32 protein-coding genes and 1 tRNA gene are annotated in these 26534 nt (G+C 68.6%); 19 read left to right on the forward strand and 14 right to left on the reverse strand.

Going from position 1 to position 26534, the window contains the following annotated elements:
• Positions 1-3 precede the first annotated feature (3 nt).
• Together ACO2SS_RS13925 and ACO2SS_RS13930 are read left to right on the forward strand one after the other, a co-directional pair.
• Positions 4-726, forward strand: a complete 723-nt coding sequence (locus ACO2SS_RS13925) for a heme-copper oxidase subunit III family protein (RefSeq protein WP_423278273.1) — start codon at positions 4-6, stop codon at positions 724-726.
• A gap of 5 nt (positions 727-731) precedes the next feature.
• Positions 732-1097 (forward strand): cytochrome C oxidase subunit IV family protein, encoded by a 366-nt coding sequence (locus tag ACO2SS_RS13930; RefSeq protein ID WP_423278274.1) that lies wholly within the window; start codon positions 732-734, stop codon positions 1095-1097.
• 39 nt (positions 1098-1136) lie between these two features.
• On the opposite strand, the gene ACO2SS_RS13935 is transcribed toward ACO2SS_RS13930, so the two are convergent.
• Entirely contained in the window at positions 1137-1928 is a 792-nt protein-coding gene (locus ACO2SS_RS13935; RefSeq protein WP_423278275.1) for a DUF2189 domain-containing protein, read from the reverse strand.
• A gap of 317 nt (positions 1929-2245) precedes the next feature.
• Here ACO2SS_RS13935 and ACO2SS_RS13940 point away from each other — a divergent pair, with 317 nt between their 5' ends.
• Complete coding sequence (locus ACO2SS_RS13940; RefSeq protein ID WP_423278276.1) at positions 2246-2845, forward strand: hypothetical protein; 600 nt, start codon at positions 2246-2248, stop codon at positions 2843-2845.
• 31 nt (positions 2846-2876) lie between these two features.
• Here the strand turns inward: ACO2SS_RS13940 and ACO2SS_RS13945 are convergent, their stop codons facing one another.
• The gene (locus tag ACO2SS_RS13945) at positions 2877-3602 is read right to left on the reverse strand and encodes a histidine phosphatase family protein (protein ID WP_423278277.1); all 726 of its coding nucleotides are present in this window, start codon (positions 3600-3602) and stop codon (positions 2877-2879) included.
• 68 nt (positions 3603-3670) lie between these two features.
• Here ACO2SS_RS13945 and ACO2SS_RS13950 point away from each other — a divergent pair, with 68 nt between their 5' ends.
• The 7 genes from ACO2SS_RS13950 (at position 3671) to ACO2SS_RS13980 (ending at position 10895) form a co-directional block, all read left to right on the forward strand.
• Positions 3671-4459 (forward strand): SDR family NAD(P)-dependent oxidoreductase, encoded by a 789-nt coding sequence (locus tag ACO2SS_RS13950; protein ID WP_423278278.1) that lies wholly within the window; start codon positions 3671-3673, stop codon positions 4457-4459.
• 7 nt (positions 4460-4466) lie between these two features.
• Positions 4467-4739, forward strand: a complete 273-nt coding sequence (locus ACO2SS_RS13955) for a hypothetical protein (protein ID WP_423278279.1) — start codon at positions 4467-4469, stop codon at positions 4737-4739.
• A gap of 95 nt (positions 4740-4834) precedes the next feature.
• Complete coding sequence (locus tag ACO2SS_RS13960) at positions 4835-5809, forward strand: TRAP transporter substrate-binding protein (RefSeq protein WP_423278280.1); 975 nt, start codon at positions 4835-4837, stop codon at positions 5807-5809.
• A gap of 79 nt (positions 5810-5888) precedes the next feature.
• Positions 5889-7868 carry a sensor histidine kinase gene (locus tag ACO2SS_RS13965; protein ID WP_423278281.1) on the forward strand — a complete coding sequence of 660 codons (1980 nt, stop codon included), beginning with the start codon at positions 5889-5891 and terminating at the stop codon, positions 7866-7868.
• Positions 7861-9603 carry a DUF3369 domain-containing protein gene (locus ACO2SS_RS13970; RefSeq protein WP_423278282.1) on the forward strand — a complete coding sequence of 581 codons (1743 nt, stop codon included), beginning with the start codon at positions 7861-7863 and terminating at the stop codon, positions 9601-9603. Before ACO2SS_RS13965 ends, ACO2SS_RS13970 begins: the two co-directional genes overlap by 8 nt.
• 6 nt (positions 9604-9609) lie before the next feature.
• Positions 9610-10326, forward strand: a complete 717-nt coding sequence (locus ACO2SS_RS13975; protein WP_423278283.1) for a response regulator — start codon at positions 9610-9612, stop codon at positions 10324-10326.
• Between the two features lie 185 nt (positions 10327-10511).
• Complete coding sequence (locus tag ACO2SS_RS13980) at positions 10512-10895, forward strand: hypothetical protein (protein ID WP_423278284.1); 384 nt, start codon at positions 10512-10514, stop codon at positions 10893-10895.
• 562 nt (positions 10896-11457) lie between these two features.
• Here ACO2SS_RS13980 and ACO2SS_RS13985 read toward each other — a convergent pair.
• Positions 11458-11542 (reverse strand) — tRNA-Leu (locus ACO2SS_RS13985).
• A gap of 81 nt (positions 11543-11623) precedes the next feature.
• Positions 11624-11944 carry a FliM/FliN family flagellar motor switch protein gene (locus ACO2SS_RS13990; RefSeq protein WP_423278285.1) on the reverse strand — a complete coding sequence of 107 codons (321 nt, stop codon included), beginning with the start codon at positions 11942-11944 and terminating at the stop codon, positions 11624-11626.
• 51 nt (positions 11945-11995) lie between these two features.
• Here ACO2SS_RS13990 and lipB point away from each other — a divergent pair, with 51 nt between their 5' ends.
• The 3 genes from lipB (at position 11996) to ACO2SS_RS14005 (ending at position 14226) form a co-directional block, all read left to right on the forward strand.
• Entirely contained in the window at positions 11996-12733 is a 738-nt protein-coding gene (lipB, locus tag ACO2SS_RS13995; protein ID WP_423278286.1) for a lipoyl(octanoyl) transferase LipB, read from the forward strand.
• A 132-nt stretch (positions 12734-12865) separates the two neighbouring features.
• Positions 12866-13420, forward strand: coding sequence for a hypothetical protein (locus tag ACO2SS_RS14000; RefSeq protein ID WP_423278287.1), 555 nt, complete (start codon positions 12866-12868; stop codon positions 13418-13420).
• A gap of 155 nt (positions 13421-13575) precedes the next feature.
• Positions 13576-14226: a DUF4142 domain-containing protein gene (locus tag ACO2SS_RS14005; RefSeq protein WP_423278288.1), complete on the forward strand. Its 651-nt coding sequence runs from the start codon at positions 13576-13578 to the stop codon at positions 14224-14226.
• Positions 14227-14282: 56 nt separating this feature from the next.
• Here ACO2SS_RS14005 and purU read toward each other — a convergent pair whose 3' ends face one another.
• Positions 14283-15143 (reverse strand): formyltetrahydrofolate deformylase, encoded by an 861-nt coding sequence (gene purU / locus ACO2SS_RS14010; protein WP_423278289.1) that lies wholly within the window; start codon positions 15141-15143, stop codon positions 14283-14285.
• Between the two features lie 145 nt (positions 15144-15288).
• On the opposite strand from purU, the gene ACO2SS_RS14015 reads away from it, so the two are divergent.
• Positions 15289-15783 carry a DUF4142 domain-containing protein gene (locus ACO2SS_RS14015; protein ID WP_423278290.1) on the forward strand — a complete coding sequence of 165 codons (495 nt, stop codon included), beginning with the start codon at positions 15289-15291 and terminating at the stop codon, positions 15781-15783.
• Positions 15784-15821: 38 nt separating this feature from the next.
• On the opposite strand, the gene msrB is transcribed toward ACO2SS_RS14015, so the two are convergent.
• Complete coding sequence (gene msrB / locus ACO2SS_RS14020) at positions 15822-16346, reverse strand: peptide-methionine (R)-S-oxide reductase MsrB (protein ID WP_423278291.1); 525 nt, start codon at positions 16344-16346, stop codon at positions 15822-15824.
• A 240-nt stretch (positions 16347-16586) separates the two neighbouring features.
• Between msrB and ACO2SS_RS14025 the strand changes: the two genes are divergently transcribed.
• From ACO2SS_RS14025 to trhA, 5 genes are all read left to right on the forward strand, one after another.
• On the forward strand, positions 16587-17081 hold the full coding sequence (locus tag ACO2SS_RS14025; protein ID WP_423278292.1) for a (2Fe-2S)-binding protein: 495 nt from the start codon (positions 16587-16589) through the stop codon (positions 17079-17081).
• Between the two features lie 93 nt (positions 17082-17174).
• The gene (locus tag ACO2SS_RS14030) at positions 17175-19571 is read left to right on the forward strand and encodes a xanthine dehydrogenase family protein molybdopterin-binding subunit (RefSeq protein WP_423278293.1); all 2397 of its coding nucleotides are present in this window, start codon (positions 17175-17177) and stop codon (positions 19569-19571) included.
• Between the two features lie 18 nt (positions 19572-19589).
• Positions 19590-19925, forward strand: coding sequence for a BrnT family toxin (locus ACO2SS_RS14035; protein WP_423278294.1), 336 nt, complete (start codon positions 19590-19592; stop codon positions 19923-19925).
• The gene (locus ACO2SS_RS14040) at positions 19876-20133 is read left to right on the forward strand and encodes a CopG family antitoxin (protein ID WP_423278295.1); all 258 of its coding nucleotides are present in this window, start codon (positions 19876-19878) and stop codon (positions 20131-20133) included. The genes ACO2SS_RS14035 and ACO2SS_RS14040 overlap by 50 nt, the downstream gene beginning before the upstream one ends.
• The gene (gene trhA / locus ACO2SS_RS14045) at positions 20133-20801 is read left to right on the forward strand and encodes a PAQR family membrane homeostasis protein TrhA (protein ID WP_423278296.1); all 669 of its coding nucleotides are present in this window, start codon (positions 20133-20135) and stop codon (positions 20799-20801) included. Before ACO2SS_RS14040 ends, trhA begins: the two co-directional genes overlap by 1 nt.
• On the opposite strand, the gene ACO2SS_RS14050 is transcribed toward trhA, so the two are convergent.
• From ACO2SS_RS14050 to ACO2SS_RS14085, 8 genes are all read right to left on the reverse strand, one after another.
• Positions 20765-21493 carry an aspartate/glutamate racemase family protein gene (locus ACO2SS_RS14050; RefSeq protein ID WP_423278297.1) on the reverse strand — a complete coding sequence of 243 codons (729 nt, stop codon included), beginning with the start codon at positions 21491-21493 and terminating at the stop codon, positions 20765-20767. The two genes, trhA and ACO2SS_RS14050, sit on opposite strands and share 37 nt — an antisense overlap.
• A gap of 12 nt (positions 21494-21505) precedes the next feature.
• Positions 21506-22111 (reverse strand): nucleotidyltransferase family protein, encoded by a 606-nt coding sequence (locus ACO2SS_RS14055; RefSeq protein ID WP_423278298.1) that lies wholly within the window; start codon positions 22109-22111, stop codon positions 21506-21508.
• Complete coding sequence (locus ACO2SS_RS14060; RefSeq protein ID WP_423278299.1) at positions 22108-23127, reverse strand: molybdopterin-binding protein; 1020 nt, start codon at positions 23125-23127, stop codon at positions 22108-22110. Before ACO2SS_RS14060 ends, ACO2SS_RS14055 begins: the two co-directional genes overlap by 4 nt.
• Complete coding sequence (locus ACO2SS_RS14065; protein WP_423278300.1) at positions 23124-23819, reverse strand: XdhC family protein; 696 nt, start codon at positions 23817-23819, stop codon at positions 23124-23126. Before ACO2SS_RS14065 ends, ACO2SS_RS14060 begins: the two co-directional genes overlap by 4 nt.
• Before the next feature lie 4 nt (positions 23820-23823).
• Positions 23824-24147, reverse strand: a complete 324-nt coding sequence (locus ACO2SS_RS14070) for an XdhC family protein (RefSeq protein ID WP_423278301.1) — start codon at positions 24145-24147, stop codon at positions 23824-23826.
• A gap of 459 nt (positions 24148-24606) precedes the next feature.
• Positions 24607-24936, reverse strand: coding sequence for a YnfA family protein (locus ACO2SS_RS14075; RefSeq protein ID WP_423278302.1), 330 nt, complete (start codon positions 24934-24936; stop codon positions 24607-24609).
• Complete coding sequence (locus ACO2SS_RS14080) at positions 24933-26138, reverse strand: vWA domain-containing protein (protein WP_423278303.1); 1206 nt, start codon at positions 26136-26138, stop codon at positions 24933-24935. Before ACO2SS_RS14080 ends, ACO2SS_RS14075 begins: the two co-directional genes overlap by 4 nt.
• On the reverse strand, positions 26135-26524 hold the full coding sequence (locus tag ACO2SS_RS14085; protein ID WP_423278304.1) for a nuclear transport factor 2 family protein: 390 nt from the start codon (positions 26522-26524) through the stop codon (positions 26135-26137). The genes ACO2SS_RS14080 and ACO2SS_RS14085 overlap by 4 nt, the downstream gene beginning before the upstream one ends.
• Between the last annotated feature and the right edge of the window lie 10 nt (positions 26525-26534).

Consider the following 26534-nt stretch of genomic DNA (forward strand, 5'->3'; position numbering starts at 1 on the left):
TGGATGCACGCACCTCCGGGCCTGGCCACGTCCGAACCCGCCCAAGCCGCCGGTCGCTGGGGCGGCATCGTCTCGGACTGGAGCTCCGATCAGAGGGCCTTCAAGGACGTGTCCTGGGGGAAGGCCATGATGTGGGTCTTCCTCCTGTCCGACACCTTCATCTTCGGCTGCTTCCTGCTGTCCTACATGTCCGTGCGCATGTCGACGACGGTGCCGTGGCCGAACCCGAGCGAGGTCTTCGCGCTCCACATGTTCGGGCACGACATCCCGCTGATCCTGATCGCCATCATGACCTTCGTGCTGATCACCTCGAGCGGCACGATGGCGATGGCGGTGAACTTCGGCTACCGCCGCGAGCGCCGGAAGACGGCGCTGCTCCTGCTCGTGACCGCGATCCTCGGCGCGACCTTCGTGGGCATGCAGGCCTTCGAATGGACGAAGCTGATCCAGGAGGGGGTGAGGCCCTGGGAGAACCCCTGGGGCGCGCCGCAATTCGGCTCGACCTTCTTCATGATCACGGGCTTCCACGGGACGCACGTGACGATCGGGGTGATCTTCCTCCTGATCGTGGCCCGAAAGGTCTGGCGCGGCGATTACGACACCGGACGGCGCGGCTTCTTCACGAGCCGGGCAGGGCGCTACGAACTCGTCGAGACGACGGGCCTCTACTGGCACTTCGTCGATCTCGTCTGGGTGTTCATCTTCGCCTTCTTCTATCTGTGGTGAGCGCCATGGCACATGCCGCGACCGTCCATGCTCCACCTCCGCCGGCCGCGGCGCACAGCGAAGGCGGCCAGCACCATCCGATCAGGCTCTATCTCGTGGTCTGGGCCTGGCTGTTCGTGCTCAGCGCCTGCTCCTACGCGGTGGACTATTTCCACGTGCAGGGGCTCCTGCGCTGGACGCTGATCATCATCTTCATGCTGGCCAAGGCCGGGCTGATCGTGGCGATCTTCATGCACATGGCCTGGGAGCGGCTCACGCTCGTCTACGCGATCGTGCTGCCGACCGCTTTGCTTCTCGTCTTCGTCGGGATGATGGTGTCCGAGTCGAGCTACACGCACCTGACCCGGACGATCTTCTTCGGCGGCCCGTGACCGGCGAGCGGACCTGACGGCCGCTCGCCGGACCACCCGTCAGGAGCCGACGGCGCGCCTGTACAGGTGCCAGCTCGCGTGCCCGAGGACGGGCAGCACGATGGCGAGCCCGACCAGGAGCGGCGCCGAGCCGATCATCACCAGCGCCGCGATGATCAGCGCCCAGGTCGCCATGATGCGCGGGTTGCGGCGGACGACCTCCACCGAGGTGAGGATCGCCGTGCCGACGCCGACATTCCTGTCCAGGAGCATCGGGAAGGACACGACGCACATGCTGAAGACGGCGAGTGCGTAGAGGAAGCCGAGCACGTGCCCAAGGACGATCAGCGTCCAGCCTCGGGGCGTCGTCACCACCTCCCACAGGAAATCGTCGTAAGCTTCGGGGACGAGGTCGCCGTAGATCGCGTGGTAGAGCGCCTGGGCAGTGGCCAGCCAACAGACGAGCACCACCAGCAGCAGGACGCCCATCGCCAGGATCGATACGAGCGCCGGCGACTGGAGAACGGCGAAGACATCGGCCGCGGAGGTGCTGAGCCCCTGCTCGCGGCGCCGGCTCAGTTCGTACAGGCCGATGGCGGCAAAGGGGCCGATCAGCGCAAAGCCCGAGACCAGCGGGAACAGGAGCGGGAGGGCATTCGCCGAGAAGGTGAGCGCGGCAAGGCAGATGCCGAAGACGGGGTAGATCAGGCCCAGGAAAACGAGGTGGGACGGCATCTTCGTGAAGTCGTCGTATCCTCTCCGGAGCGCGTCCTTGAGGTCGGCAACCTCCAGCTGACGAATCGCGGGCACATCGGGCGAGGTAATCGGAGTTGCAAGTCGAGACGTGGCCATAGCTGTCCCTCCGGCTCAGGGGACGGTCACGGCTCGCATTTACGGTACGGCGCTCGATGGTCACGCTCGAACCGCGACCTAACGCCCGCACCCTACGCCTCTCCGACTCTTGCGCCCAGCCCCCAATCGGGATGGCTTGGCCGCCGCGGGAGCGCGACCCGGGCTCTTCGGCGGGGTTTGTGAAACCTCGTCTCCTCGCGTAAACAGCGCCGGTGCATCGCCGGGCGGCACCGGACCCATCGGTCTCGGCCGCGAGGCTCGATGTGCCAGGCCCTTTCACGAAGGCGCGAGCAGGCTGAGGATACGGAACGGAGCCGGTGAAGCTGCACAGGTCTCTGCTCGCCCTCCTTGCCGCCGCCATGGCCACTCCCGGCCTCGCCCAGGAGCTTGCCTCGCCCCCGGCCGAGCGAATATCGCCGGACAGCTGCCTGCCTCGCGCCGCCGTCTATGCGGCCGGAAACGTTCGGGTGTGGGTGACCCGCATCGGGACGATGCTGGAGGACAACCCTCTCCGCCCGCTGTCGCGGGAGAGGCTCCTCGTCCTGCAGGTCGTCGTGAACGGCCGGTCCGCCACGGCCTACGGGCCGGATTTCGACCAGATGCGGCAGGGAGGCTCGCCCGCTCGCCTCGAGGAGGCGAGCGGCAGCCGGATCGACTGGAAGGCAGGCGCCAGGGAGCTGCCGGCGTCCTTCCGCGTGGTGGCCGAGGACGGCCGGCCCCTCCTCGGCCCGCTCGCCTTCCAGTCCTGCGGCGATGCTCCCGCCGTCGCGGCCGAGAAGCCCGCCCAGGCGCGGCGGCGCCCGTCGGAGGAGGGCCGTCGCGCTCCCGACGGGAGCGGAGGCGGCAACCGGCCAGGGCTGCCCCAGGGCGCAATCCCGTCAGGCGGGGGCGGCGGGCTATCCCTTCCGCCACCCTGACCGTTTAGTGCTTCGGCCCTGAGGTCTTCGCTCAGCCCTGGGCGGTGTGCCGGGACGGGTTGGTCTGGCCCCAGCTATGCCGGTTGATGACGCCGACGCGCCAGCCGGCCGCGCCGTCCCCGGCGAAGTGGTCCAGCCGGGTCAGCGAGCAGTTCTCCACCGCGAAGGCCAGCGCCCCCTGCGGATCGAGGCCGAGCGCGTGGGCGATTGCCCCGCGGATGGTGCCGCCATGTGCGACCGCGATGATGTCCCGGCCCGCATGAGCCGCGGTGAGCCGATCGATCGCCGCCGAGACGCGCCGGCAGAGGTCAGCAAAGCTTTCGCCTCCCGGCGGGCGCTCGTCCGCGGGTGCGAACCAGTAGCTCGCCGCCATGGGCCGGCGCCCGGCGAAGAACCCGGCCCGGTCGAGCCCCTGCCACTCGCCGAGGTTCTGCTCGGCGAAGTCGGGTATCACGGTGGGGGAGGGAGCCTCGGCGCCGCCGGACAGGTATCCGGCATCCCAGAGCGCCTCGGCAGTCTGGCGGGTTCGCCCGAGATGGCTCGTCACCCAGAGCGCATCCTTCGGCAGCTCTGTCGCGAGCGCCTCGAAGATGTGGGTGTCGCCGCAATCGCAGTCGATGTCCGACTGGCCGTAGATCCGGCCGCCGTCACTCCGGACGGGGGCATGGCGGATCCACCACCAGCGGGTCCGCACGAAGGTCGGGGCTCGGCCTGCAACGGCCCCGGATGACAATTCCTGGGTGGGATCAGTTGCCACGCATATCCTCGCAAAGCATGGGTTCTCTTCAGCCATCGGCCGCAGGCTGACAACTCGGGAGGGCGCGAATGGGCCGGCTTGCCGGGAAACGTGCGATAGTGACGGGGGCGGGCAGCGGCATCGGTCGCGCGAGTGCGCGTCTCTTTGCCGCTGAGGGCGCCGTGGTCCTCGCCGTCGATCGGGATGAGGAAGCGGTCGGAGAGACGGTCCGATCCATCGTGTCTGCCGGACAGGTCGGGATCGCGCTGAGTGCCGATGCCGGGAGCGAGCCCGACGTCTGCCGCTTTATCGGGCGCGCCGTGGACGAGTTCGGCGGGCTCGACATCATCTACGCCAATGCCGGGATCAGCGGCGGCATGGTCCCGTTGCTGGAACAGTCGGTCGATCTCTGGACCGAGCTCCTGCGCGTCAACCTGGTCGGCGCATTCCTGGCCATCAAGCATGGTGCGCCGGTCCTGACGGCGGGCGGTGGCGGGTCGATCCTCTGTACCGCCTCCGTGGCAGGGCTTCGCGCGAACGCCGCGGGTGCTCCGTACAGCGCCAGCAAGGCCGGCGTGATCAGCCTCGTGCAGACCTCCGCCAATGCGCTCGCGGGGACGGGCATCCGGGTGAACGCGATCTGTCCCGGCCTGATCGAGACGGGGATGACGCGGCCTCTGTTCGAGGCGGCGCGCGCCCGTGGCACCGAGGACCGCATCGGCCAGCTGAATCCGCTCGGCCGGGCCGGCCTGCCGGAGGAAGTCGCCGCGACCGCGCTTTTCCTCGCCAGCGACGAGGCCTCGTATGTCAACGGCCAGGCGATTGCGGTCGACGGCGGGCTGAGCAGCACCCACCCGTTCGCCAGGCATCGAAAGTGAAGCGAGTATGGCGTCCTGGGGTGATCTGAACGCCCGCCTGAACGGGCTGGTCCGCGCCGGCATCATCTCGGCGTTCAGGACCAATGTCGGGACGCGAGCTCCCGGATCCGAGCTTGCCGTCGTCGTGCGGCCGCCGGAGGAGCCGCCCGCCGCGGACGTCGGCGATCACGCCACCCTCCGCCGGCGGGTCGGATTGGCTCTGGCGACGATCGCCCCGGGCGCCAGGATCTCCATCGAGGACGAGGACGGGCGCAATGTGCCGGAAACACACCCTGGCTAGGCCCTAGCCCGGCGAGCGGGATCGGTCCCCCTGCTGGCGTCCGTCTCCCGGATCGGGGTAGCATCGTGTCGATAAGTCCCGGGAGAGGACGAGCCTTGGCGAGGTGGCGCAAAGCGCTGATGGGGATCGCGCTCGCGGCGGGGTGGCTGCTCGTCCAGCCAGCGTCGGCGCGCACGTTCCGCGCTGCGGACAACCAGATCGAGGGCTATCCGACCGTCCAGGCCCTCCAGTTCATGGACCGGCTCGTCCGCGAGAGAACCGGGGGGCGGCACCGCATTCAGGTCTTCCACTCCCGCCAGCTCGGCGAGGAGAAGGACACGATCGAGCAGACGCGGGTGGGGGCGATCGACATCAATCGCGTCAACGTCACCCCCCTGGCCCACATCGCGCCCCTCGCGCAGGTCCTGACGCTCCCTTTCCTGTTCGACTCGCAGGAGCATCTCGATCGCGTGCTCCAGAGCGAGATCGGACAGGAGATCCTGGAGAGCTTCCGGCCGGCCGGCCTGGTCGGTCTCACCTTCTACGATTCCGGCGCGCGATCGCTCTACAACGCCGTCCGGCCGATCAACACGCCGGCGGACGTGCAAGGGCTCACGATCCGGGTGCAGCAATCTGAGGTGATGGATGACCTCGTCCGCGCCCTCGGCGGCAAGCCCGTCACCCTGTCCTACGGCCAGGTGCTGGCGGCGCTGCAGATGAAGCTCGTCGACGGGGCGGAGAACAATTGGCCGTCCTACGTGTCGACGGGGCACAGCTCGGCCGCGCCCTACATCGCCCTCACCGAGCACGTGCGGGCGCCGGAAATCGTGGTGATGGCCGCCAAGGCCTGGGACGGGCTTTCGGCCGAGGATCGGCTGATCTTCCGGCAGGCGGCGCGGCAATCGGCTTCGTTCATGCGCGCCCGGTGGATCGAGTACGAGCGCGAGATGCGGCAGCTCGCATCCTCCACGGCCGTCGTGACGGAGATCGACCGGAAGGCGTTCCGGGACGCCACCGCCCCGGTCCGGGAGAAGTTCCTCGCCGACCCCGCGATGCGCGACCTCGCGCGTCGCATCGAGGCGATGCGGTAGCCCCATGCTCGCGCGCCCTGAGCAGATCGGGAGCTCGGCCACATCCGAGCGGCGAACCTCCGCAGCCCTCGAGCGGGTTGTGCGGCGTTCCCCGATCCGCTGGCGCATCCTGGCGATCGCGGTGTTCAACTCGGCAGTGGCCCTGCTCCTGCTCGCCCTGATCTGGAACGGCGCGAGGGTTCTCGGGGATGCCTGGTCGGATCTGCGCCGGGTGCGCTCTTCCGAGCGGTTCCTCCGTTCGCTCGACAGCGATGCGGAGCAGCTGCAGAGCCTGATCCACCGCTACTTCGCCCAGAGCGACCCGGACGTCCACGCCAAGATCATCGACATCCGCGAGACGCTGATCAGCCAGCTTCGCGTTCAGGCGCGGCTGGATCCCCTGCTGGCGGATGCGAGCCGGCCGCTGACGGAGATCACCGAGCGCTACGTCGCCGGCTTCGACCAACTGCGGGACGCGCGGACGGCGATCACCTTCATCTACGACGGCAAGGTCCTGCGCGCCTCGCGCGACATGGCGAACCTCTATGCGCTGGTCACGAACGCCACCACCGACCCGGCATCGCTGATCTGGCCGGCGCTGAGCAAGTCGCGCGAGGCGTTCAACGCCATGATGCTGGCCGCGAACGCCTTCTATCTTTCGAATTCGTCGCCCGCCGCCGCGGAGGCGAAGGCCTACGCGAAGGTGATCAAGCGGACCGCGCCCGTGATGGCCGACCTGTCCGGCGGCGACGAGATCCGCCGGCGGGCCCTCCTCGGCCTCGAGGAGCGGGCCGACCTCTTCGAGACGGGGATCGACGAACTCCAGGAGCAGTTCGCGAACCAGTCGCGCCTCCTGCGCGAGGCCGTGGACGGGAATGCGGAGGCGATGTCGGCCGCGATCGACCGACTGACCGGGGGCATCCACGCTCTCGAGCAATCCGCGCAGCGCCGCTTCGACCAGACCCTGGAGGACGTGGCCGTGCGGCTGAGCCTCCTGGCGCTTGCCTTCGTGGTGCTCGTCGTCCTCATGGGCATCCAGATTGCCAAGAGCATCAGCGAGCCCCTCGCCGATCTTCGCAACGCCATGCTGTCGATCGCCTCCGGGAACTACGACCGGCGCGTCTCGGGCCTCACGGCGGGAGACGAGATCGGCGAGATGGCCCGGGCGGTCGAGGTTTTCCGCGAGAATGCCATCGCCAAGCGGCGCGCCGAGGAAGACCTGCGTCAGGCCAAGGAGCGCGCCGAACGGGCGCTGACCGACCTGCGCGAGACGCAGACGAGCCTGATCGAGGCGGAGAAGCTGGCGGCCCTCGGCGGCCTGGTCGCAGGGGTGGCGCACGAGGTCAACAATCCCGTCGGGATCAGCCTCACGGTCGCGTCCAGCCTGGCCCGCCGCGCGGAGGATTTCGCCGCGGAGGTGGCCACCGGCCAGATCCGCCGCTCGCGGCTGGACGAGTTCACCCGGTCGACGGCGACCGCCGCGAACCAGCTCGTCTCCAACCTCATGCGGGCGGGCGAGCTCGTGCAATCCTTCAAGCAGGTCGCGGTCGACCGCAGCCAGGCGGAACGGCGGACCTTCGACCTCGGCCACGCGATGGAGCAGATCCTGGCGAGCCTTCGGCCGACGCTGAAGACCTCGGAGGTGCAGCTGATCGTCGAGGTGCCGGAGGGCATCGGGATGGACAGCTATCCCGGCCCGCTCGGGCAGATCCTCACCAACCTCTTCCTCAATTCGCTTCACCACGGCTTCGACGGCCGGCCGGGCGGCACGATCTTCGTGTCCGCCCGCCTGCGCGGCCGCGACGAGGTCGAGATCCTGTTCCGGGACGACGGCCACGGGATGACGGAAGAGGTGCAGCGCTCCGCCTTCGATCCCTTCTTCACCACCCGGCGTGGCTCAGGCGGAACGGGACTCGGACTGCATATCGTCTACAATCTCGTGACGGCCCGGCTCGGGGGCAGGATCATCCTGTCTTCGAGCCCCGGGCTCGGTGCAACCTTCCTGATCGTGCTGCCGCTCGTCGCGCCCCGCGAAGCTAGCCGGGGTGATGGTGTGCGGGCGGAGGCTGGACATGTCTGACGGCGACGAGCTGATTGCGCTCCTGGACGACGTGGAGCCGGCTCCCGCGGGCGAGATGCTGCCGCCCTGGCGGGTGGCCGTCATCGACGACGACCCGGCCGTTCACGAGGGAACGCGCTTCGCGCTCTACGACTACAAGCTCAGCGGGCAGGGGCTGGAGATCCTCTCCGCCCACTCGGCCAAGGAAGGCCGCGAACTGCTGGCCCGCTACCCGGACATCGCGGTCGTCCTGCTCGATGTCGTGATGGAAACCGAGACGGCGGGCCTCGACCTCGTCGGCTTTATCCGAAACGAGCTTCGCAACGAGACCGTCCGCATCATCCTGCGGACCGGGCAGCCGGGCCAGGCTCCCGAGCGCCGGGTGATCGTCGATTACGACATCAACGACTACAAGGCGAAGACAGAGCTCACCGCCGACAAGCTGTTCACCAGCATCACGGCCGCGCTGCGCAGCTACCAGCAACTGCAGCGGATGGTGGAGACGCGCCGCGGGTTGGAGATCATCATCGAGGCCGCCTCGACGCTCTTCGACTTCCGCTCCATGCAGCGCCTCGCCGAAGGCGTGCTGACCCAGCTCGCCTCCCTGCTGGAGGTCGATTGCGCCGGCATCCTCGTCCTGCGGGAGGACGGGATGGAGCAGGAGAGCTTCTCCATCCTGGCGGGCTCCGGCTGCTACCGGCGCTTCGTCGAGGACGTGGCGGAGTTCGAGCGCGAGCGGGAGCTGAACGACGTCGTGAAGCAGGCCTTCGAGCGCCGCTGCCATGACTTCATGGAGCGTCGCTCCGTTCTCTATGTGAAGACGGGCAGCGGACGGGAGGTCATCGTCCTCCTCGAAGCCGCGAAGAGCCTGTCGGACACGAACCGGGCGCTTGTCGAAGTCTTCTCCAGCCGCTTGTCCATCGCCTTCGACAACGTGATCCTCTATCAGCAGCTGCAGGATGCCAATCTGCGGCTGGAGGAGCGCGTCCTGAAGCGTACGGCTGAACTCAAGAGCGCCAACCATCGTCTTGCCGCGCAGACCGCCGAGCTGAGGCGCGCGAACCGTTTCAAGACCGAGATACTCGGCACGATTGCCCACGACCTGAAGAACCCCCTCGGCGTGATCATGGGGCGTTCGGAGATGCTGTCCGACCTCCTGGCCATGCAGCCCGTTCCCAATGGCCAGGTCGGGGATCAGATCCGCCATGTCCGGGATTCCGCCAAGCGTCTCACCAACATGGTCGATACGCTCATCACGGATGCCATGAACGACGCGCTCGACGTCACGATCCGGCGTGAGCCGCTGGATCTGGCCGCGCTCGTCGGAGACGTCGTCGAGGCCAACCGGCCGCTCGCGGAGCGCAAGGATCAGGCGCTGACGATGGCGGGTCCTGAATCGCTCACGACGTGCGGCGATCAGGACAGGCTCTGGGAGGCGGTGGACAACCTCGTCTCCAACGCGATCAAATACAGCCCCACCGGGGGCGCCATCCGGGTCGAGCTGCGGCGGGAGGGGGCAGACTCCATCGTGCACGTCCGCGACAACGGACCGGGCCTGTCCCCGGAGGATGTCGGCCGGGTCTTCGGCCGGTTCCAGCGCCTCTCGGCCAAGCCCACGGGCGGGGAAAGCTCCACCGGGCTCGGGCTTTCCATCGCCAAGCGCATACTCGACCTGCATCACGGCCGAATCTCCGTCGAAAGCGCCGGGCCGGGTCACGGCGCGACCTTCACGATCTCCATTCCGGATCCGGAGTAGGCAGCGATGGCTTCCACCCCCCATATCGTTGTCGTCGACGACGAAGCGCCTGCCCGCGAGATGGTGGGCGACTACCTGAAGATGCACGGCTTCACGGTGACGCTCTGCGACGGCGGCGCGAGTCTCAGGCGCGAGCTCAAATCGGCGAGCCCGGACCTCATCGTCCTCGACCTGAACATGCCGGAGGAGGATGGGCTCTCGATCGTGCGCGATCTGAAGCGACAGAACGGCACGCCGGTCATCATGCTCACTGCGACGGCCAGTCCGATCGACCGGGTCGTCGGCCTCGAGATCGGGGCGGACGACTACGTGGCCAAGCCGTGCGAACTCCGCGAACTCGTAGCGCGGATCAGGTCCGTCCTGAGGCGAAGCGGGCAGGGCGAGGCGGCGCCCGCCCAGAAGAACCGGCGCATCCGTTTCGGCACGAAGTGGCTCGACCTCGATGCTCACCATCTGCGCGACGACGAGGATGCCATCCATCCGCTGACCGCCTCCGAGTTCAGCCTGCTGAAGGCCTTCGCGGAAAACCCGCAGCGGGTTCTCACCCGGGAGCGCCTCCTCGACCTCGCCAGCGCGCGCGACGACGAGCCGTTCGATCGCGCCATCGATGTCCGGATCACCCGCATTCGCCGCAAGATCGAGCCGGATCCGGGGCAGCCGAGAATCATCCAGACGGTGCGCGGAGCCGGTTACCTCTTCTCCCCGGAGGGCCGCGAACGCTGAGCGGCGTTCACGAAGCGGCGGTGCGGAGAAGCGCTCGCGCGGCGGTTTATTTCCCGAGCTGCCGCGGCGCGAAACAAACCGTTCGAACACGAAATCAGACCATGCCCCGGCGCAAGACCGCTGAAAACGGGGCGATCTAGAAGCGCCTCCATCAAACAAGGCCGGAGAGGCCGATGGAGGCTCACGTGATCACCACCCTCAAGTTGGCGGGCATCAGCGCGATTCTCTCGGCCGGTATCGTCTCGGGCTTCCCCGGTGCGGAGCGCGGTACCGGCCACCCGGCCGGCAAGCTCTTCTACGATCGGGCAGGCGATCCGGCTCCCGCCAGTTTCACCTTCGCCGCGGCCGATCCAAGGGCCCTTCGCTCCGTCGACGTGAACAAGAGCGCCAAGGGCGATCGCGGGCGCGTCGACGGCGGGGCGAGGTGCACGGACCAGGCATGGCTCCTGGCCGCCGGCGATTGCCGGCCCAACTTCAACCTGTCCTCCGGGCGCACGGCCGAGCTTCGAACCGCCGACAATGTTTCGACCCTGGTTCGGGCCGTCCCGTCGCCTCTCGCATCCCGCTGACGCGATGCGCCGGCACCGCTTTCATCCTGAAGGCGGACGTCTTTCTTCCTACTCAGCGCGGTTAGGTCGGGAACCAACGACGCCGTTCTGCGCTGATTGGCCAACTTTGATTTGCGGAGCGACAAAATGGACGTGGTGAAGGCGAAAGCGGTTCCCGACGCGATGGGAATCGCCACGCGACTCGCAGGATTCCTGGCTTCGACCTTCGCCACGATCACGCTGATGGTGATGCTGGTGGCCTGAAGCCGCGCGATCCCTGCGGAAGCTGCGGGAGGCAGATCTCCGGGCCGCGAATCGTGGCCGGTAGCGTCCCCGCCTGGCGGTGAGCCGAATCGGCTCATTCCGCTAGGCGCCGCGGATCTCCGAAGCGGAGCGCGATGACCCGCTCTCGGGCTGACTGCAGTGTGGGATTCGTTCGCTGTAGGGGAAAGGATTGTGCCCAGCGCGGGGCTCTTTGAGGGCTGCGCATCCTGCGCGCCACGACCAAGTCCCTGTCCTGGGAGAGGGTCGTCCTAAGCTAGCGATTTCCGCTGATTATTTGGCACCAAGCGACTAAGTCGTTTGGTGCGGCCGAGAGGACTCGAACCTCCACTGGTCTCCCAACTAGCACCTCAAGCTAGCGCGTCTACCAATTCCGCCACGGCCGCAACAGAAACGAGGCCCGAGGGCCTCGCCGGAGCCGCGCTGGTAGCACTTCGAATCCGGCGGAACAAGCCCGGTTTTGAGATTTATGCTGCCGCGGGCCGTTCCAATGCCGTGACGAGGTTGAACGGCGGCGCGCCATCGCCCCCGATGCGGACGCCGCCCTGCCGGATGACGCTTTCCTTCCGGATCATCTCCGTCACCTGGATGGAAATCGCGCGACCGGTCACCACGACATTGCCGCGGGCGATCGGGTGGCCGTTCACGAGGATGTCGACGATCTCGGCGTCGCTGCCATCGAGTTCGACGATGGCCCCGCGGCCGAGCTTCAGCAGCTGGTGAAGCGGCATGCGGGTGGTGCCAAGCTGGACCGTCAGGTCTACATGGAGGCTGTCCAATTCGCTCACCGTGCCTGAACCCCTGGCGATGCCCACGATCGCGCCTCTCGAACGGTTACGATGTCATCGAAACAGGGTGAACCCTTGGTAAACGGCCGGGACGGCCTCGCCCTGGCCATGCTCCCCGTTGAGGGCTCTCCGCCGGTCGAATGGCGGATCGAGGACGCCCTCGTCCCGTATGAGGCGGCGCTCGCCTTCATGGACGAGCGCGTCGCCGCCATTGCGGACGGGAAGGCCCGTGAGCTCGTCTGGCTGCTGGAGCACCCGCCCGTCTACACGGCCGGTACCTCGGCGAATGATCGCGACCTGGTCGAGCCCGGGCGATTCCCGGTGGTTCGCACCGGCCGGGGCGGGCAGTACACCTATCACGGCCCAGGCCAGCGCGTGGCCTATGTCATGCTCGACCTCAGCCGCCGTCAGCCGGATCTGCGGCGCTTCGTGGCGGCACTCGAGGCCTGGCTGATCCTGACGCTCGACGCCTTCAACCTGCGCGGCGAACGTCGAGAGGATCGCGTCGGTGTCTGGGTGCGACGGCCGGACAAGGGCGAGACCGTCGAGGACAAGATCGCGGCCATCGGCATCCGGGTTCGGCGCTGGGTGACGTTCCACGGCGTGAGCCTGAACGTCGAGCCCGACCTGTCACATTTTTCAGGCATCGTTCCGTGCGGCGTTGCCGAGCACGGGGTCACCAGCCTCGTCGATCTCGGGCTGCCCGTGACAATGGCGGATGCGGACATCGCGCTGCGTCAGGCGTTCGAGGCGATCTTCGGCCCGACCGTCAGCTCCGCCGGCACCTGACCCGTCTTCGCACACGATTCGTGGCCGCCCCGCGGGCCTGGCCCACGGAATTGCTAAGCTTCGGTTGACGCATGGAACGGCCGAGCTTCAGATGCGTTCACCCATCTCTCAAGTCCGGATCAGGGTTCCGCCATGCGCAATCCTCAGTCGCTCCGTGGAGCCTTCATCGCCGCGGCGATCGCGCTCCCGCTCGGGGTGCCGAGCCCTGCTTCGGCCGCCGGCCTCTTCGAGGCCATCGGCGAGCTCTTCGGCATCAACCAGCAGCCAGAGCGCCAGTACCGCCAGGCTCCCGGCGGATATTACCAGGACGGCGGCGGCGGGCTCGGCATCACGGTCCGGCCACGCCGGAGCCAGCCGGTGCGCGAGCGGCGTCCGGTCGCCCGCAAGGCGAAGCCCGCGCCGGTTCCGGTCAGCATCGTCAACCTCGACCCGGCCAAGAACCCGAACTGGTACCTCGACGACCCGACCCTGCGGCCGGGCGATATCGTCGTCCTGAAGGACCAGGTCCTGGTCTTCGAGGGAGCGCACAGCGCACGACACGCGCGGGAGGATTTCACCTCCCTGGAGAAGTCCAGGCTCTCCAAGGCCGAGCGGGAGCGGTTGAGGGCGATGGCCAGGATCTCGCCCGAGGCGGAAGCGCTCGCGGAGGCGCGGCAGAAGACGGCCGTCGTGCCGCCCGCCGAGTAGGCCGCCGGGGCGGGCGAGCAGCTTTCGGCACGCCTCGTCCGCTTTCCAACAAGGCCGGGGGAGAGATACTGCCGGGGAACTTGCGAGATCGAGCTGGATTGCTTGAACGCGCGACGTCGACGTCGTGAAATCAGACAATCGGAGCAGATCCCAAGATGTACCGCCGCCAGTTTGTTGTGGGCCTGATGCTCGCCACTTCGCCGCTCGCGATTACGCATACGGCGGCCCAGCCCGCCCCCGCGGCAGGTGGCATCCCGGCGCCGACCTATCTCGCCATGGCCGCCAAGGGCGGCATGCTGCTGGAGGAGACGGCCCGCGACGCCTTCGAGAAGACCCGTGATCCGCGCCTGAAGAAGTTCTCGCGGGCAGAGGTCGTCGAGCAGGTGAAGCTGACGGACAAGCTGACCGCCGGCACGCCTCCGGGACTGATGGCCGGCGGGGCCGGCGGAATGCCTCCGGGCGGTGTTGTCGGCGGGATCGTTGCGGCGCCCTTCATGGCGGCGGGCGCCGTGGCCGGCACCCTTCTCGGCCCGGGCGGGCAGCCCGTCCCGATGACGAGCGATGGGCAGAAGGCCGAGATGATCGCCCGCGTCCGGAACACTGCGGCCGGCCCGCAATACGATGCGCTGTTCGTCCAGACGCAGCTGATGGGCCACCAGGAGGCCTATGCGGTTCACAGCAACTATGCGCAGAACGGCGACGATCCCGCACTGCGTCGCGTGGCTCGCGGGGCGCTTCCGCTGATCCGCCTCCACATGGCCCAGCTCGAGCGGCTTCAGGGCTCCATGGGCGCCCCGCAGGGCTGAGCCCGAGCACGGTCGACATGGCCAGGGCCGCCGGGACCCGGCGGCCCCTTCTTCGTTCAGTCGGTGAAGACGACGGTCTTCCGGCCGTTCACGAGGACGCGGTCCTCGAGGTGGTGCCTGACCGCGCGGGCGAGGACGCGGCGCTCGATGTCGCGACCCTTGCGGATGAGGTCGTCCGGCGTGTCGCGATGGCTGATGCGCTCGACGTCCTGCTCGATGATCGGGCCCTCGTCGAGGTCGCTCGTGACGTAGTGGGCGGTGGCGCCGATGAGCTTCACGCCGCGCTCGTGCGCCTGGTGGTAGGGCTTGGCGCCCTTGAAGCCGGGCAGGAACGAGTGGTGGATGTTGATGCACCGCCCGGCGAGCTTCGCCGCGAGCCCGTCCGAGAGGATCTGCATGTACCGGGCGAGGACGACCAGGTCGGTCTCGGTCTGGCGCACGAGGTCCCAGATCTGGGCTTCCTGCTCCATCTTCGTGTCCCGGCGGACGGGCAGGTAGTGGAACGGGATGCTGCCGAAATCGAGATGCGAGTAGGTCTCTCGCGGGTAGTTCGCGATGATCCCCGTGATCTCTGCCGGCAGCTCGCCGATCCGCCAGCGATAGAGCAGGTCGGCGAGGCAATGGTCGAAGCGCGAGACGAGGATCATCACCCGGCGCTTCGCGCCGGCGTCGCGCAGGGACCATGTCATCCCGAACTCCTCCGCCACCCGGACGAAGGTCTCCCGGAGGTCGGAGCCGGCGCCGCCACCCGCCGGATTGAACACGACCCGCATGAAGAACAGGCCGGTTTCGACATCGTCGAATTGCTGCGCGTCGAGGATGTTGTAGCCCGCCTCGAAGAGCCCCGCGGATACCGCGGCCACGATGCCGGGCCGGTTGCGGCAGGACAGGGTCAGAACGGATGCGGGCGCGCTCACGAGGGCGGCACTCCTGGCTGGACAAACGGGAGATGGAAGAGGGCCGGCTTGCCTTGCGACGAGAGCAAGGTCAAGGCGCCAGGCCCCTGGCCGGAACAGGGCGGTCCGGGGCACGTTTGGCGGTCTCAGAGCGAGGAGATCTACCATGAAGCCCGCTTCGGTCGCCACGCTTGCCGTGGCCGCAATCCTCGGCACCTTCCCGGCACTCGCGAAATCGCCCCCGGGCCAGGCCTTCATCACGAAGGCGGTGCAGGGCAACCTTGCCGAAGTCCAGATGGGCAGGCTCGCGCAGGAGAAGGGCCATTCGGACGAGACCAAGGCCTTCGGCCAGCGGCTCGTCACCGACCACAGCCACGCGAACGAGCGCGCGTCGGCGGTAGCGAGCGGAATCGGCGTGACGCCGCCCACCGAGCCGACCGCGAAGCAGAGGGCCGATCACGACCGGCTGGCGAAGCTTTCAGGCGCCAGCTTCGATCGCGCCTTCGCGGCGCACATGGTTGCCGATCACGAGAAGGACGTTCGCGAGTATCGCGCCGAGGCGAAGAAAAAGGACGCAGCCGCCGCCTATGCGGCCGAAACGCTGCCCGTCCTGGAGCAGCACCTCCAGATGGCGCAAGGTCTCGCGAAGGCGAAGCACTAGGCGTCCTTCGTCCGCGGCGACCTTCCGCAAAGCCCGGTTCAGAGGTGGTCGCCGCGTCCGAGCGGGTCGCGCAGCGGCTCGCCGTCGGGCACGAATTCCAGCGACACCGAGTTGATGCAGTAGCGCAGCCGCGTCGGCGCGGGACCGTCCGGGAAGACGTGGCCCTGGTGGCTGTCGCAACGGGTGCAGCGGGTCTCGATGCGCACCATGCCGTAGCTGCGGTCCTCGATCGCGAGCACGTGGGTCTCGTCGAACGGCGCGAAGAAGCTCGGCCAGCCCGTGCCGCTTTCGAACTTCGTTTCCGCCTTGAAGAGCGGCAGGCCGCATTCGCGGCAGCAATAGACGCCGTCCTCCTTGTTGTTCAGGAGGCCGCCGCAGAACGGTGCTTCCGTCCCGTGGTGCAGGAGGACCTGCCTTTCCTCCGGCGACAGGTCGGCTTCGAGCTCGGCCCGCTCCTCCGGCGACGGCGGAGTGAGGTCGAACCCCGAAGGGGAGCGCTGCGGGATCGCGCTCCTGTCGGTCGCAGGCGGATTCTCGCGGCGGAAGAGATCGAGGACGCTCATCGGGGCCTCTGTCGTGGGCGGGTCGTTCTGCCCAAGATGGGCGGGCGAAGGCGGACAGACAACCCGTCGGGCGCTGCGCGCGGGCCGGGTTGCAGCCATGCGGCCAGCGTCGGCCACGCTTGTTCGGCTTCCTGCTTGACCCTGAAGCCGCGCCTCCGCAATGTCGGATAGGAACAGTTCGCAAGAGAGCCGGGCCGCGAGATCCGGCCAGGGGCGTCCGGCGGCCCGGGGGAGAGACAGATGGCATCCGTATCGATGACGGTGAACGGGAAGGCGGTTTCCGGCGACGTCGACCCGCGCACGCTGCTCGTTCAGTTTCTCCGGGAGCACCTGCGGCTGACCGGCACCCATGTCGGCTGCGATACCAGCCAGTGCGGCGCCTGCGTGGTCCACCTGGACGGCCAGGCCGTGAAGGCGTGCACCACTCTCGCCGTGCAGTGCGAGGGGGCGGACATCCTCACCATCGAAGGGCTGGCGAACGGGTCGGAGCTGCATCCGATGCAGGCGGCCTTCCGCGAGCATCATGGCCTCCAGTGCGGGTTTTGCACCCCCGGCATGATCATGACGGCGGTCGACATGGTGAACCGGCTCGGCAACGAGCTCGACGACCACACCATCCGCGAGGAGCTGGAGGGCAATCTCTGCCGCTGCACCGGCTACCACAACATCGTGAAGGCGATCGGCGCCGGCGCGCGCGCCATGGGCTCGCAGCCGCTCCAACAGGCCGCCGAATAGGCAGGGCGGCCTCCGGGCCGCCCGCCGCGCCTTCGTAGACCGACTTGAGAACCCTCCCGCAGAGGAGGGGAACGCGACATCTGGAGGAGACACATGGCCGGGACTGGTGTCGGCGCGCGCGTGCAGCGCCTCGAGGACAAGCGCTTCATCACCGGGCGTGGTCGCTACACCGACGACATCAACCGCGACGGCCAGCTCTACGCCTATTTCCTGCGCTCCCCTCACGCGCATGCGCGCATCCTCTCGGTCGACACGTCCGAGGCGCTAAAGGCGCCCGGCGTCGAGGCGATCTACACGGGCAAGGACCTGCGGAAGTTCGTCCCGACCTCGGACGACCTCCTGGAGGAGGATGTCGGCGGCCTCATCTGCGGCTGGATGATCCACTCGAAGGACGGCTCGCCCATGAACGCGGGGGCCCATCCGGCCCTCGCCAAGGACTATGTCCGCTATGTGGGCGACCACGTCGCCGTCGTGATCGCGACGACGCTTCGCCAGGCGCAGGATGCGGCCGAGAAGATCCAGGTCGATTACGAGGTGCTGCCGGCCGTGGTGGATCCCGGGAAGGCCCGGGAGCCCGGGCAACCGGAGGTGCACCAGGGCATTGCCCGCAACAACGTCTACGAGTGGGAGCTGGGCGACAAGGCGAAGACGGAGGCGGCTTTCGCGTCCGCCGCCCATGTGACGCGGCTCGACATCGTCAACAACCGGCTCGTGCCGAACCCGATGGAGCCCCGCGCCGCCATCGGCGAGTACGATCCGGGCGAGGAGGCCTTCACCCTCCACGTCACGAGCCAGAACCCGCATGTCGCCCGACTCGTCCTCTCGGCCTTCGTCGGGCTCGCGCCCGAGCACAAGCTGCGGGTCGTCGCGCCGGATGTCGGCGGCGGGTTCGGATCGAAGATCTTCATCTACGCGGAGGAGGTCGTGTGCCTCTGGGCCGCGCGGCGGCTGAAGCGTCCGGTCAAGTGGACCTCCGACCGCACGGAGGCCTTCCTGGCCGATGCGCATGGCCGCGACCACGTCACCAAGGCCGAGCTCGCGACCGACAAGGACGGCCGCATCACCGGCCTCCGGGTGAAGACGATCGCCAATATGGGCGCCTATCTCTCCACCTTCGCGTCCTCGGTGCCGACCTATCTCTACGCGACCCTGCTCTCCGGCCAGTACGCCATTCCGGCGATCTATGCGGAGGTGGACGCGGTCTACACCAACACCGCGCCGGTCGACGCCTATCGCGGGGCAGGGCGGCCGGAGGCGACCTTCGTGGTCGAGCGCCTCGTGGAGGTAGCGGCGCGCGAGCTCGGCATGGACCCGGTCGAGTTCCGGCGGCGGAACTTCGTGAAGAGCTTCCCGCACCAGACGCCCGTCATCATGATGTATGACGCGGGCGACTATGACGCCGCCCTCACGAAGGCGCTGGAGCTGGCCGACGTCTCCGGCTTCGCTGCCCGGCAGAGCGACAGCCGCCGTCGCGGCAAGCTCCGCGGCCTCGGCTACTCGGCCTATATCGAGGCCTGCGGCATCGCTCCCTCGCAGGCGGTCGGCTCGCTCGGGGCTGGCGTCGGCCTATGGGAATCGGCCGAGGTGCGGGTGAACCCGACCGGCAACATCGAGGTACTGAGCGGCTCGCACAGCCATGGCCAGGGCCACGAGACCACCTTCGCGCAGCTCGTCTCCGACCGCCTCGGGGTGCCGATCGAGACCGTGAAGGTCGTCCACGGCGATACCGACAAGGTTCAGTTCGGCATGGGCACCTACGGCTCCCGGTCTGGCGCGGTCGGGATGTCGGCGATCTCCAAGGCGCTCGACAAGATCGTCGCCAAGGGGAAGAAGGTGGCGGCCCACGTGCTCGAGGCGTCCGAGGACGACATCGAGTTCAAGGACGGCAAGTTCGGGGTCGCGGGCACGGACAAGGCGATCGACTTCGCCTCCACGGCGCTCCAGGCCTACATCGCCCACAAGTTCAACGGCTCCGAGCTCGAGCCCGGGCTGAAGGAGGGCGCCTTCTACGACCCGACCAACTTCACCTTCCCGGCGGGCGTGCATGTCTGCGAGGTGGAGATCGATCCCGACACGGGCGTCACCACGATCGCGAAGTTCACGGCGGTCGACGATTTCGGCAACGTCATCAATCCCATGATCGTCGAGGGCCAGGTCCATGGCGGCATCGCGCAGGGCGTGGGCCAGGCGCTGCTCGAGGGTGCGCGCTACGACCAGGACGGCCAGCTCGTGACGGCGAGCTTCATGGACTACACGATGCCGCGCGCGTCGGACCTCCCGACCATCGAGGTCGGGATGACGGTGACGCCCGCTCCCTCTAACCCGCTCGGCATGAAGGGCTGCGGCGAGGCCGGCGCGATCGCGTCACCGCCCGCGGTCATCAACGCCATCACGAACGCGCTCGGCCACGAGGACGTCACCATGCCGGCGACACCAGCCGTCGTGTGGCGGGCGGCCCAGCGGGCCAGGATGCCGATGGCCGCGGAGTAGGGCGGCCCGAAGAGCTCCGTGACGGAGGACGACGACGCTGCTCTCGGCTTCGATTGGGACGCCGGGAACATCGCCAAGTGCACGAAGCACGGGGTCTCCCTGATGGAGATCATGGAGGCGCTGCAGAGCCCGTCGCTACGCAGGCGGCGGGATCATGTTCACTCGGTCGCCAAGGAACGGGTTCAGGCATTCGCTTCGACGAGAGCGGGGCGTCACATCTTCGTCGTCTTCACGCGGCGTCATAGGCACGGCATGATGCTGATCCGACCGATCAGCGCCCGCTACATGCACAGGTCCGAAGTCGATGCGCTCCAAGAAGAAAATTCCGGTTTTCACGACCGACGAGGAAGCTGAGGAGTTCGTCGCCAGCGCTGATCTCACGGAGTACGACTTGTCCGATTTCGTCGTTGCTCCCATCAAGTTCGTACGACCGCTTCCGAACACGTTCGTGCCCGACGACCTGCTCGACAAGGTTCGGGAACGGGCGCGACAGCAGGGCGTTTCGCCCGACCAATTCATCGAGCGCGCCCTTGAGGAAGCGGTCGAGGACACGCATCGTTAATGACCGACCACGACGGACGCCCGCTGCACCTGACCTGGAACTACACCCGGGAGGAGATGATCGCCGATGCGGTGGTGCATGCGATCGGAATCGCCTTCGCGGTGATCGGCGGCACGGCCATCATCACGCTGGCGGCCGTGTTCGCCGGCGGGGCGCAGCTCGCGGCGGTGACCATCTACGCCCTCGGGCTGGTGGCGTTGCTCTCGGTCTCGGCCGCCTACAACCTCTGGCCCGTCTCGCGGACCAAGTGGATCCTGCGGCGGCTGGACCATGCGCTGATCTACGTCCTCATCGCCGCCACCTATACGCCCTTCATCACCCGCTTCCCGCACGGGTTCGACCGCTATGCCCTGCTGTTCGGCGTTTGGGCCGTGGCCGTCGGCGGGGCGGTGCTGAAGGTCACGCTTCCCGGCCGGTTCGACCGGCTGTCGATCGTCCTCTGCATCCTGCTCGGGCTCAGCGGCGGCCTCGCCTGGAGCACCGTCTCCTCCGCGCTGCCGCCGTCGACGGTGTGGCTGATGCTGTCCGGCGGCGCCATCTATATCGCCGGGGTGGTCTTCCACGTTTGGGACGGCCTGCGATTCCAGAACGCGGTCTGGCACGCCTTCGTGCTCGTGGCGTCCATCTTCTTCTATTCGGCCGTGCTGGACGGCGTGGTGTTCGCCTGAAGGGCGAGACGGCCCGGAGGCACGCGCGCGGAGGCGAGATCGGCGAGCACATCCACATGGATGTCGAGCGCGTCGATGACGGGGTATCCGGGCTCCTGGCCGTCGAAGGCGAGGTTCAGGTCCGTGCCGGCAAGGACGATCGCTTCGGCCCCGGCCTCCATCATGCGGCGGCCCGCGCCGACGAACAGGGCGCGCTGCTCGGCTGAGCATGTGCCCGAGACGGCGACGTCCTGGTAGGTCTGGCCGATGGTCTCGATCTCGTCGTCCAGGGCGATCGCCTGCGTTTTCGCGAGCTGGCCGTAAAGGCGCGTCCGCATCACCACGCGCGTGCCGAGAAGCCCGATGCGGCCGATACCCTGGCGGGCGAAGTGGGAATCGAGCGGCGCCACGCCCGACACCAGGGGCAGGGGCGACAATCGCGCGAGTTCGTCGAAGCAGAAATGCGCGCCGAGCGAGGTCAGCGCGGCGCAGTCGCAGCCGGCATCGCGCAGCCGCTCGACCAGCGGCAGGAAGGCGCGCGCCTGCTCCTCTCGGCGATCGGCGAGGTTATTCCGGATGAGCTCCTGGATGTCGCCATGGACGATGGTGAGCTCGAGCTTCGTTCCCTCCCGCTTCGCGAGTGCGGCCGTGAGGCGCTGGTAGTAGACGATCGTCGCCGCGACCCCGATCCCGCCGATCAGCCCGATATGCATCGCTCGCCTTTCTCAGGTCGCCCGAAGCGGAGCGATCTCCGCGAGGGTCTCGGGCGTGTCGACGTCGAGGAGCACGCCCTCCTCCCCAATCGGGACCTCCACGATTCCGCTGGTCGCCCGGAGCAGCGGACCGGCCCCGGTATCGCCGGTGAGCTTCGCGATCTCGGCGGAAAGTCGCCGGGAGAGCAGGACCGGATTTCCCCGGCGGCCCCCCGCGACGGGGATGACGGCGTTCGGCCGCCCCGACGCGTCCCAGGTCGCGACGAGGCGGAGGAGCAGCGCGGGACTGAGACGCGGCATGTCGCCGAGGAGCACCAGCGCGCCCTCCGCCTCGGCCGGGAGCGCTGCGAAACCCGCCTTCAGCGATGTCGAGAGGCCGTCGGCAAAGGCCGGGTTGCTGACGAAGGCGACCGGCAGGTCAGCGAGCGCCGCCCGGATCTCCGCCTCCCGGTGGCCGAGGACCACGATCGTTCGCAGCCCGGCTGCGAGCGATGTCTCCACGGCGTGGCGGACGAGCGGCTTGCCGTCGAGCTCGGCGAGCAGCTTCGGGCTCTCGCCGAAGCGCGTGCCGCGCCCGGCCGCGAGCACGATGGCGGCGACCTCTCCCGGCGCGCTCAAGCCTCCCCCTCGCTCTCGCCGCCCTCGCGCGGCTGCCCGCGCGAGACGATCTCCATCAGGAGCCCGCCGACGCCCAGCCGTGTGATGTCCGCCCGCGTCACCGGGATGCCGGCGAGGAGGCGCTGCAGCACCCAGTCGAACCCGTTCTCCTTCGGCGACCGCGCGCATCCGGGCGCGCCGATCACGGGCTTGTTCCCGATCCGGCCGACGAGGAGCAGGTTCCCGGGATCGACTGGCATCCCGAAATGCTCGATTTCGCCTCCCGCCGCCTCGATCGCGGACGGGATCACGTCGGCGCGATCCGCTATCGCGGAGGCGCCGAAGACGACGATGAGCTCCGCGTCGCCCGCGGCCTGCCGCCTGAGCTCTTCGGCCAGGGGCGGCGCTTCGTGCGGCACGGATGCTTCCGCCACGACGCCCGCATCGGCCGGTGCGAGGCGCTCCCGCAGCGTGCCGATGGTCTTCGCGACGACGCTCGGCTTGAGGCCGGGAAGCAGGGTCGAGATCGCCCCGACCTTCCTCAGCCGGTACGGCGCGACCGCCACGGCTCCCGCCCTGGCGACCTCGAGCGCGGCCGCGACCATGCTCTCGGGCACCGCGTAGGGGATGATCTTCACGGTCCCGATCATCTCGCCCTCCACCACCGGCTTGAAGGCTGGGAGGGTGGCGAGCGTCACGCTCTCGTCCACCGCGTTGATGCGGTCGATCGCCTCGGCATCGACCTGGAGGATGCCCCCTTGGGCGGCATAGAGATTGGAGCGGCCGGTGAAGGGCCGCTCGACCCGAACGGCTCTGCCGGCCACGGCCTCCGCGATCCGCAGCGCGGCCTCGTCCTCGCCGACATCCTCCGGATCGAGGCGGACGGCGACGACGCTCTCCAGGCCGGCGGCCTCGAGCGCCGCCACCTGCTCGGCCGAGATGGTCGAGCCCTTCCGGATGAACAATCCGGGCAGCCTCAGGCCATGGGCCGCGATCGTGCCTGCGGCTTCGCCGACCGGGACGGGACCGAATTTCACGGCTTGCGCCGCCGGTCGCGCCTGAGTTCCGAGACGAGCTCGGCCAGGATGGAGACCGCGATCTCGGCCGGGCTAACGGCGCCGATATCGAGCCCGATCGGGGCGTGGATGCGGGCGATATCCGCCTCGCCGAACCCCGCCGCCTGCAGCCGCTCGACGCGCTTGGCATGGGTCCGGCGCGAGCCGAGCGCGCCGATATAGAAGCATTCGGCACGGAGCGCGGCTTCGAGGGCCGGATCGTCGATCTTGGGATCGTGGGTGAGGCAGGCCAGGGCCGTGTAGCGGTCGAGCCCGCCGAGCCTCGGCAGCGCGTCGGACGGCCACTCGGCGAGGAGCGGCACGTCCGGGAATCGATCCGGCGTGGCAAAGGCGGTGCGCGGGTCGATGATGGTCACGTCGAGGTCGAGCCCTTTCGCCATGGGGGCCAGCGCCTGGCTGATATGGACCGCGCCGATCGCGACGAGGCGCACCGGCGGCATCTGCACCGTCAGGAAGACGTTTGTTCCGTCGACCTCCACCGCGCCGCTCTTGCCGGTGCGGAAGCGCTCGGCGAGCTCCTCGGCGAGCGGATCGGCGCCCGCCTCGGCCTCGCGCACGAGCCGTGCCTCGCCGGTTGCCGTATCGGTGACCAGGATCGCGGCGCGGCGGGCCGCGCGCTCGGCATTGAGCGCGGAAAGGAGCGCAAGATCCATCGGCTCAGACGACCTTCTGGACGTAGACCTTGATGCGGCCACCGCAGGAGAGCCCGGCGCGCCAGGCGGTTTCGTCCGCCACGCCGAATTCGAGCATGCGGGGCTGTCCGTCGCCGATCACGTCCAGGGCTTCCGTAATGACGTCGCCCTCGACGCAGCCGCCGGAGACGGAGCCGAGGAAATTGCCGTCTTCGTCGATCACCAGGTGGCTGCCGACCGGCCGCGGGGCCGAGCCCCAGGTCTCGACCACGGTGGCGAGCGCCACCTTGCGCCCGGCACGCCGCCAGGTCTCTGCCTCGTTCAGGATATCGCTGTCGCTGGAGAGCATGGGAGATCCCTCGGGTGATGGCGCTGAGATGACCACAGCGGGGCGCATTGTCGAGAGGGCGGCGGCAGCGGCGGCGTCATCGCCAGGGTAATGCACGCCTCCGGTGATCTTCGGTATAGCTCGCCCGATACTTGCTTGGCGTTCTGGAACAGCCCGGTAAGTTGATTGCCCGAAGCATCGCTCATGGAAGTGAGGCAGATATGTCGAAGCTTTCCCTTGGATTTTTGGTGTTGAGCGTCGTCGCGGGAGCGAATGGCGCGATCGCCCAGCAGCAATGCGGGCCTGCGTGCCAGACATGCGTCCAGCAGCTGGGCGTTCCGCGCGATGGAGCGGGAAAGCCCGTCTGGGCACGGGTCGACCGCGTGGCGTTCCGGGAGTGTATCGGTCGGCAGCGGCCCGAGGGATCGAGCGGCTACGGGCGCCCCGGCGGGAACAGGCGCCGGGGCTAGAAGCCCGGGGTCACGCGGGTCTCGGACCAAAGATAATGATCGCGGCCCCGGCGAGCGAGAGGGCAGCGCCGAGGATGTCCCAGCGGTCCGGGTGGAAGCCTTCGACGGCGCGCAACCAGACGAGCGAGGCCGCGATGTAGATGCCGCCATAGGCCGCGAAGGCCCGGCCGGCCGCGTCGGCCTCGATCAGGGTGAGCAGGTAGGCGAAGGCGACCAGCGAGGCGAAGCCTGGCAGCAGCCACCAGGAGGGCGCGGAAAGGCGCAGCACCGCCCAGACCGAGAAGCAGCCTGCGATCTCGGCGAGGGCTGCGGTGGCATAGATCGCAAAGGCCCGGATCATGCAGCGGCCGCTGCCGCACGCCGCCAGCGTGTCGGGTCGGAGGCGAGATCCCGTTCGCGGCCGAGGGCCCGGACAAGCCCCTCCATCGAGCCGAGATTGTGGATCGGCCGGAACTCATCGACATGCGGCAGCATCGCCCGGATGCCGCCCGCCCGCGCCTGGAAGGCGTCGAAGCGGAGGAGCGGGTTGAGCCAGATCAGCCGGCCACAGGATCGGTGCAGCCGGTCCATCTCGAAGGCGAGATCGTCGCCGACCTCCCGCTCGAGCCCGTCCGTGAACAGCATCACGACGGCGCCCTGGCCGAGGACACGGCGCGACCAGAGGCGGTTGAACTCGTGCAGGGCCGGCGCGATCCGGGTGCCGCCCTCCCAGTCCTTCACCCGGGCCGAGGCGCGGGCGAGCGCGTCGTCAGGGTCGCGATGGGCGAGTTCGCGCGAGATGTTGGTGAGCCGCGTCGCGAAGACGAAGGAATGGACCCGGCGCCGCTTCTCGGTGAGCGCGTGGAGGAAGTGCAGGAACAGCCGGGAATATTCCGACATCGAACCCGAGATATCGACCAGCGCGACAAGAGGCGGCGGCCGCTCGGTCGGGGACCGAAAGGCGAGATCGATGGAATGGCCGCCGGTCCGGAGCGAACCGCGGAGCGTGCGCCGGAGATCCACGATGCGCCCGCGCGGATCCGCCATGTGGCGCCGGGTGCGGCGCTGGTCTTCCGGCAGGTGGAGCCCCTCGATCAGCCTTTTCGCCTTCGCGATCTCGGCCGCGCTCATCTGCGCGAAGTCCTTCGTCCGCATGATGTCGCGATCGGAGGCCGTGAGCCTCGCCGAGACCTCGCGCTCGACCCGTTCCTCCAGGACGGAGCGCGCCTGCGGCCGGACCGCATCCATGACGCGCGATTCGCCGGGTTTCGGCTTGTCCGTCCGCTTGTCGGCCGGCGCGATCGGGGACATCTCGGCGATCAGCTTCTCGACCAGGCCACGCCGCCGCCAGAACAGCCGGAAGGCCGTGTCGAAGACGGGGCTCTGCTCGTGCCGCGTGACGAACACGGCATGCAGCGTCCAGTAGAGGTCCTCGCGGCTGCCGAGCCCCGCCGCCTCGACGGCGCCGATCGCCTCCACGACGTCGCGCGGGCCGACGGGCAGCCCGGCGGCCCGAAGCGCCCGGCCGAAATGCGCGATGTTCTCCGGAAGGCGGCCGCTCACCGGGAGGCGTCGGCCGTCTCGACCCGCGCGGAGAACACCTTCTGGGCGACCTGCCAGCGTCCGTCGATCTTGAGGAAGCTCAGGTAGTCGGTGAAGAAGCGCGGCGGGATCGCGCATTTGAGCTTCACGAACGCCGTGGTGGGCGAGGACTGGTCGATCACCAGGATCTCGTCATGCCGGGCGAGGCCCTGCGACTGGGGAGAGGGGCGCGCCCTGACGGCCTTCAGCCATTCCTCCCGGGGGAGGATGCTGATCGCGCCGTCCGCCTCGTAGGTGAGCGCGCTCGTGGGGTGGAACACGGCGGCGAGCTTCTCCGTGTCTCCCTCGTAGAGCCCGTCCAGGTACAGCCTGGCAGCCGCCTCGATCGCGTCCCGGTCCGTGCTCATGTCGTCCCCC

The organism is Enterovirga sp. CN4-39, assembly GCF_049446235.1.
Taxonomy (GTDB): domain Bacteria; phylum Pseudomonadota; class Alphaproteobacteria; order Rhizobiales; family Beijerinckiaceae; genus Enterovirga.

Bases quoted from the DNA above. Each gene is read 5' to 3' on its own strand.
- ACO2SS_RS14070 (WP_423278301.1), bottom strand. From the start codon at position 24,147: ATGCTCTCCAGCGACAGCGATATCCTGAACGAGGCAGAGACCTGGCGG.
- ACO2SS_RS14040 (WP_423278295.1), top strand. From the start codon at position 19,876: ATGCGCTCCAAGAAGAAAATTCCGGTTTTCACGACCGACGAGGAAGCT.
- ACO2SS_RS13930 (WP_423278274.1), top strand. From the start codon at position 732: ATGGCACATGCCGCGACCGTCCATGCTCCACCTCCGCCGGCCGCGGCG.
- ACO2SS_RS13950 (WP_423278278.1), top strand. From the start codon at position 3,671: ATGGGCCGGCTTGCCGGGAAACGTGCGATAGTGACGGGGGCGGGCAGC.
- ACO2SS_RS14030 (WP_423278293.1), top strand. From the start codon at position 17,175: ATGGCCGGGACTGGTGTCGGCGCGCGCGTGCAGCGCCTCGAGGACAAG.
- ACO2SS_RS14005 (WP_423278288.1), top strand. From the start codon at position 13,576: ATGTACCGCCGCCAGTTTGTTGTGGGCCTGATGCTCGCCACTTCGCCG.
- ACO2SS_RS13935 (WP_423278275.1), bottom strand. From the start codon at position 1,928: ATGGCCACGTCTCGACTTGCAACTCCGATTACCTCGCCCGATGTGCCC.
- ACO2SS_RS13970 (WP_423278282.1), top strand. From the start codon at position 7,861: ATGTCTGACGGCGACGAGCTGATTGCGCTCCTGGACGACGTGGAGCCG.
- ACO2SS_RS14085 (WP_423278304.1), bottom strand. From the start codon at position 26,524: ATGAGCACGGACCGGGACGCGATCGAGGCGGCTGCCAGGCTGTACCTG.
- trhA (WP_423278296.1), top strand. From the start codon at position 20,133: ATGACCGACCACGACGGACGCCCGCTGCACCTGACCTGGAACTACACC.
- ACO2SS_RS13925 (WP_423278273.1), top strand. From the start codon at position 4: ATGCACGCACCTCCGGGCCTGGCCACGTCCGAACCCGCCCAAGCCGCC.
- ACO2SS_RS14075 (WP_423278302.1), bottom strand. From the start codon at position 24,936: ATGATCCGGGCCTTTGCGATCTATGCCACCGCAGCCCTCGCCGAGATC.
- ACO2SS_RS14065 (WP_423278300.1), bottom strand. From the start codon at position 23,819: ATGGATCTTGCGCTCCTTTCCGCGCTCAATGCCGAGCGCGCGGCCCGC.
- ACO2SS_RS13955 (WP_423278279.1), top strand. From the start codon at position 4,467: ATGGCGTCCTGGGGTGATCTGAACGCCCGCCTGAACGGGCTGGTCCGC.
- lipB (WP_423278286.1), top strand. From the start codon at position 11,996: ATGTCATCGAAACAGGGTGAACCCTTGGTAAACGGCCGGGACGGCCTC.
- ACO2SS_RS14015 (WP_423278290.1), top strand. From the start codon at position 15,289: ATGAAGCCCGCTTCGGTCGCCACGCTTGCCGTGGCCGCAATCCTCGGC.
- msrB (WP_423278291.1), bottom strand. From the start codon at position 16,346: ATGAGCGTCCTCGATCTCTTCCGCCGCGAGAATCCGCCTGCGACCGAC.
- ACO2SS_RS14025 (WP_423278292.1), top strand. From the start codon at position 16,587: ATGGCATCCGTATCGATGACGGTGAACGGGAAGGCGGTTTCCGGCGAC.
- ACO2SS_RS13975 (WP_423278283.1), top strand. From the start codon at position 9,610: ATGGCTTCCACCCCCCATATCGTTGTCGTCGACGACGAAGCGCCTGCC.
- ACO2SS_RS14050 (WP_423278297.1), bottom strand. From the start codon at position 21,493: ATGCATATCGGGCTGATCGGCGGGATCGGGGTCGCGGCGACGATCGTC.
- ACO2SS_RS14000 (WP_423278287.1), top strand. From the start codon at position 12,866: ATGCGCAATCCTCAGTCGCTCCGTGGAGCCTTCATCGCCGCGGCGATC.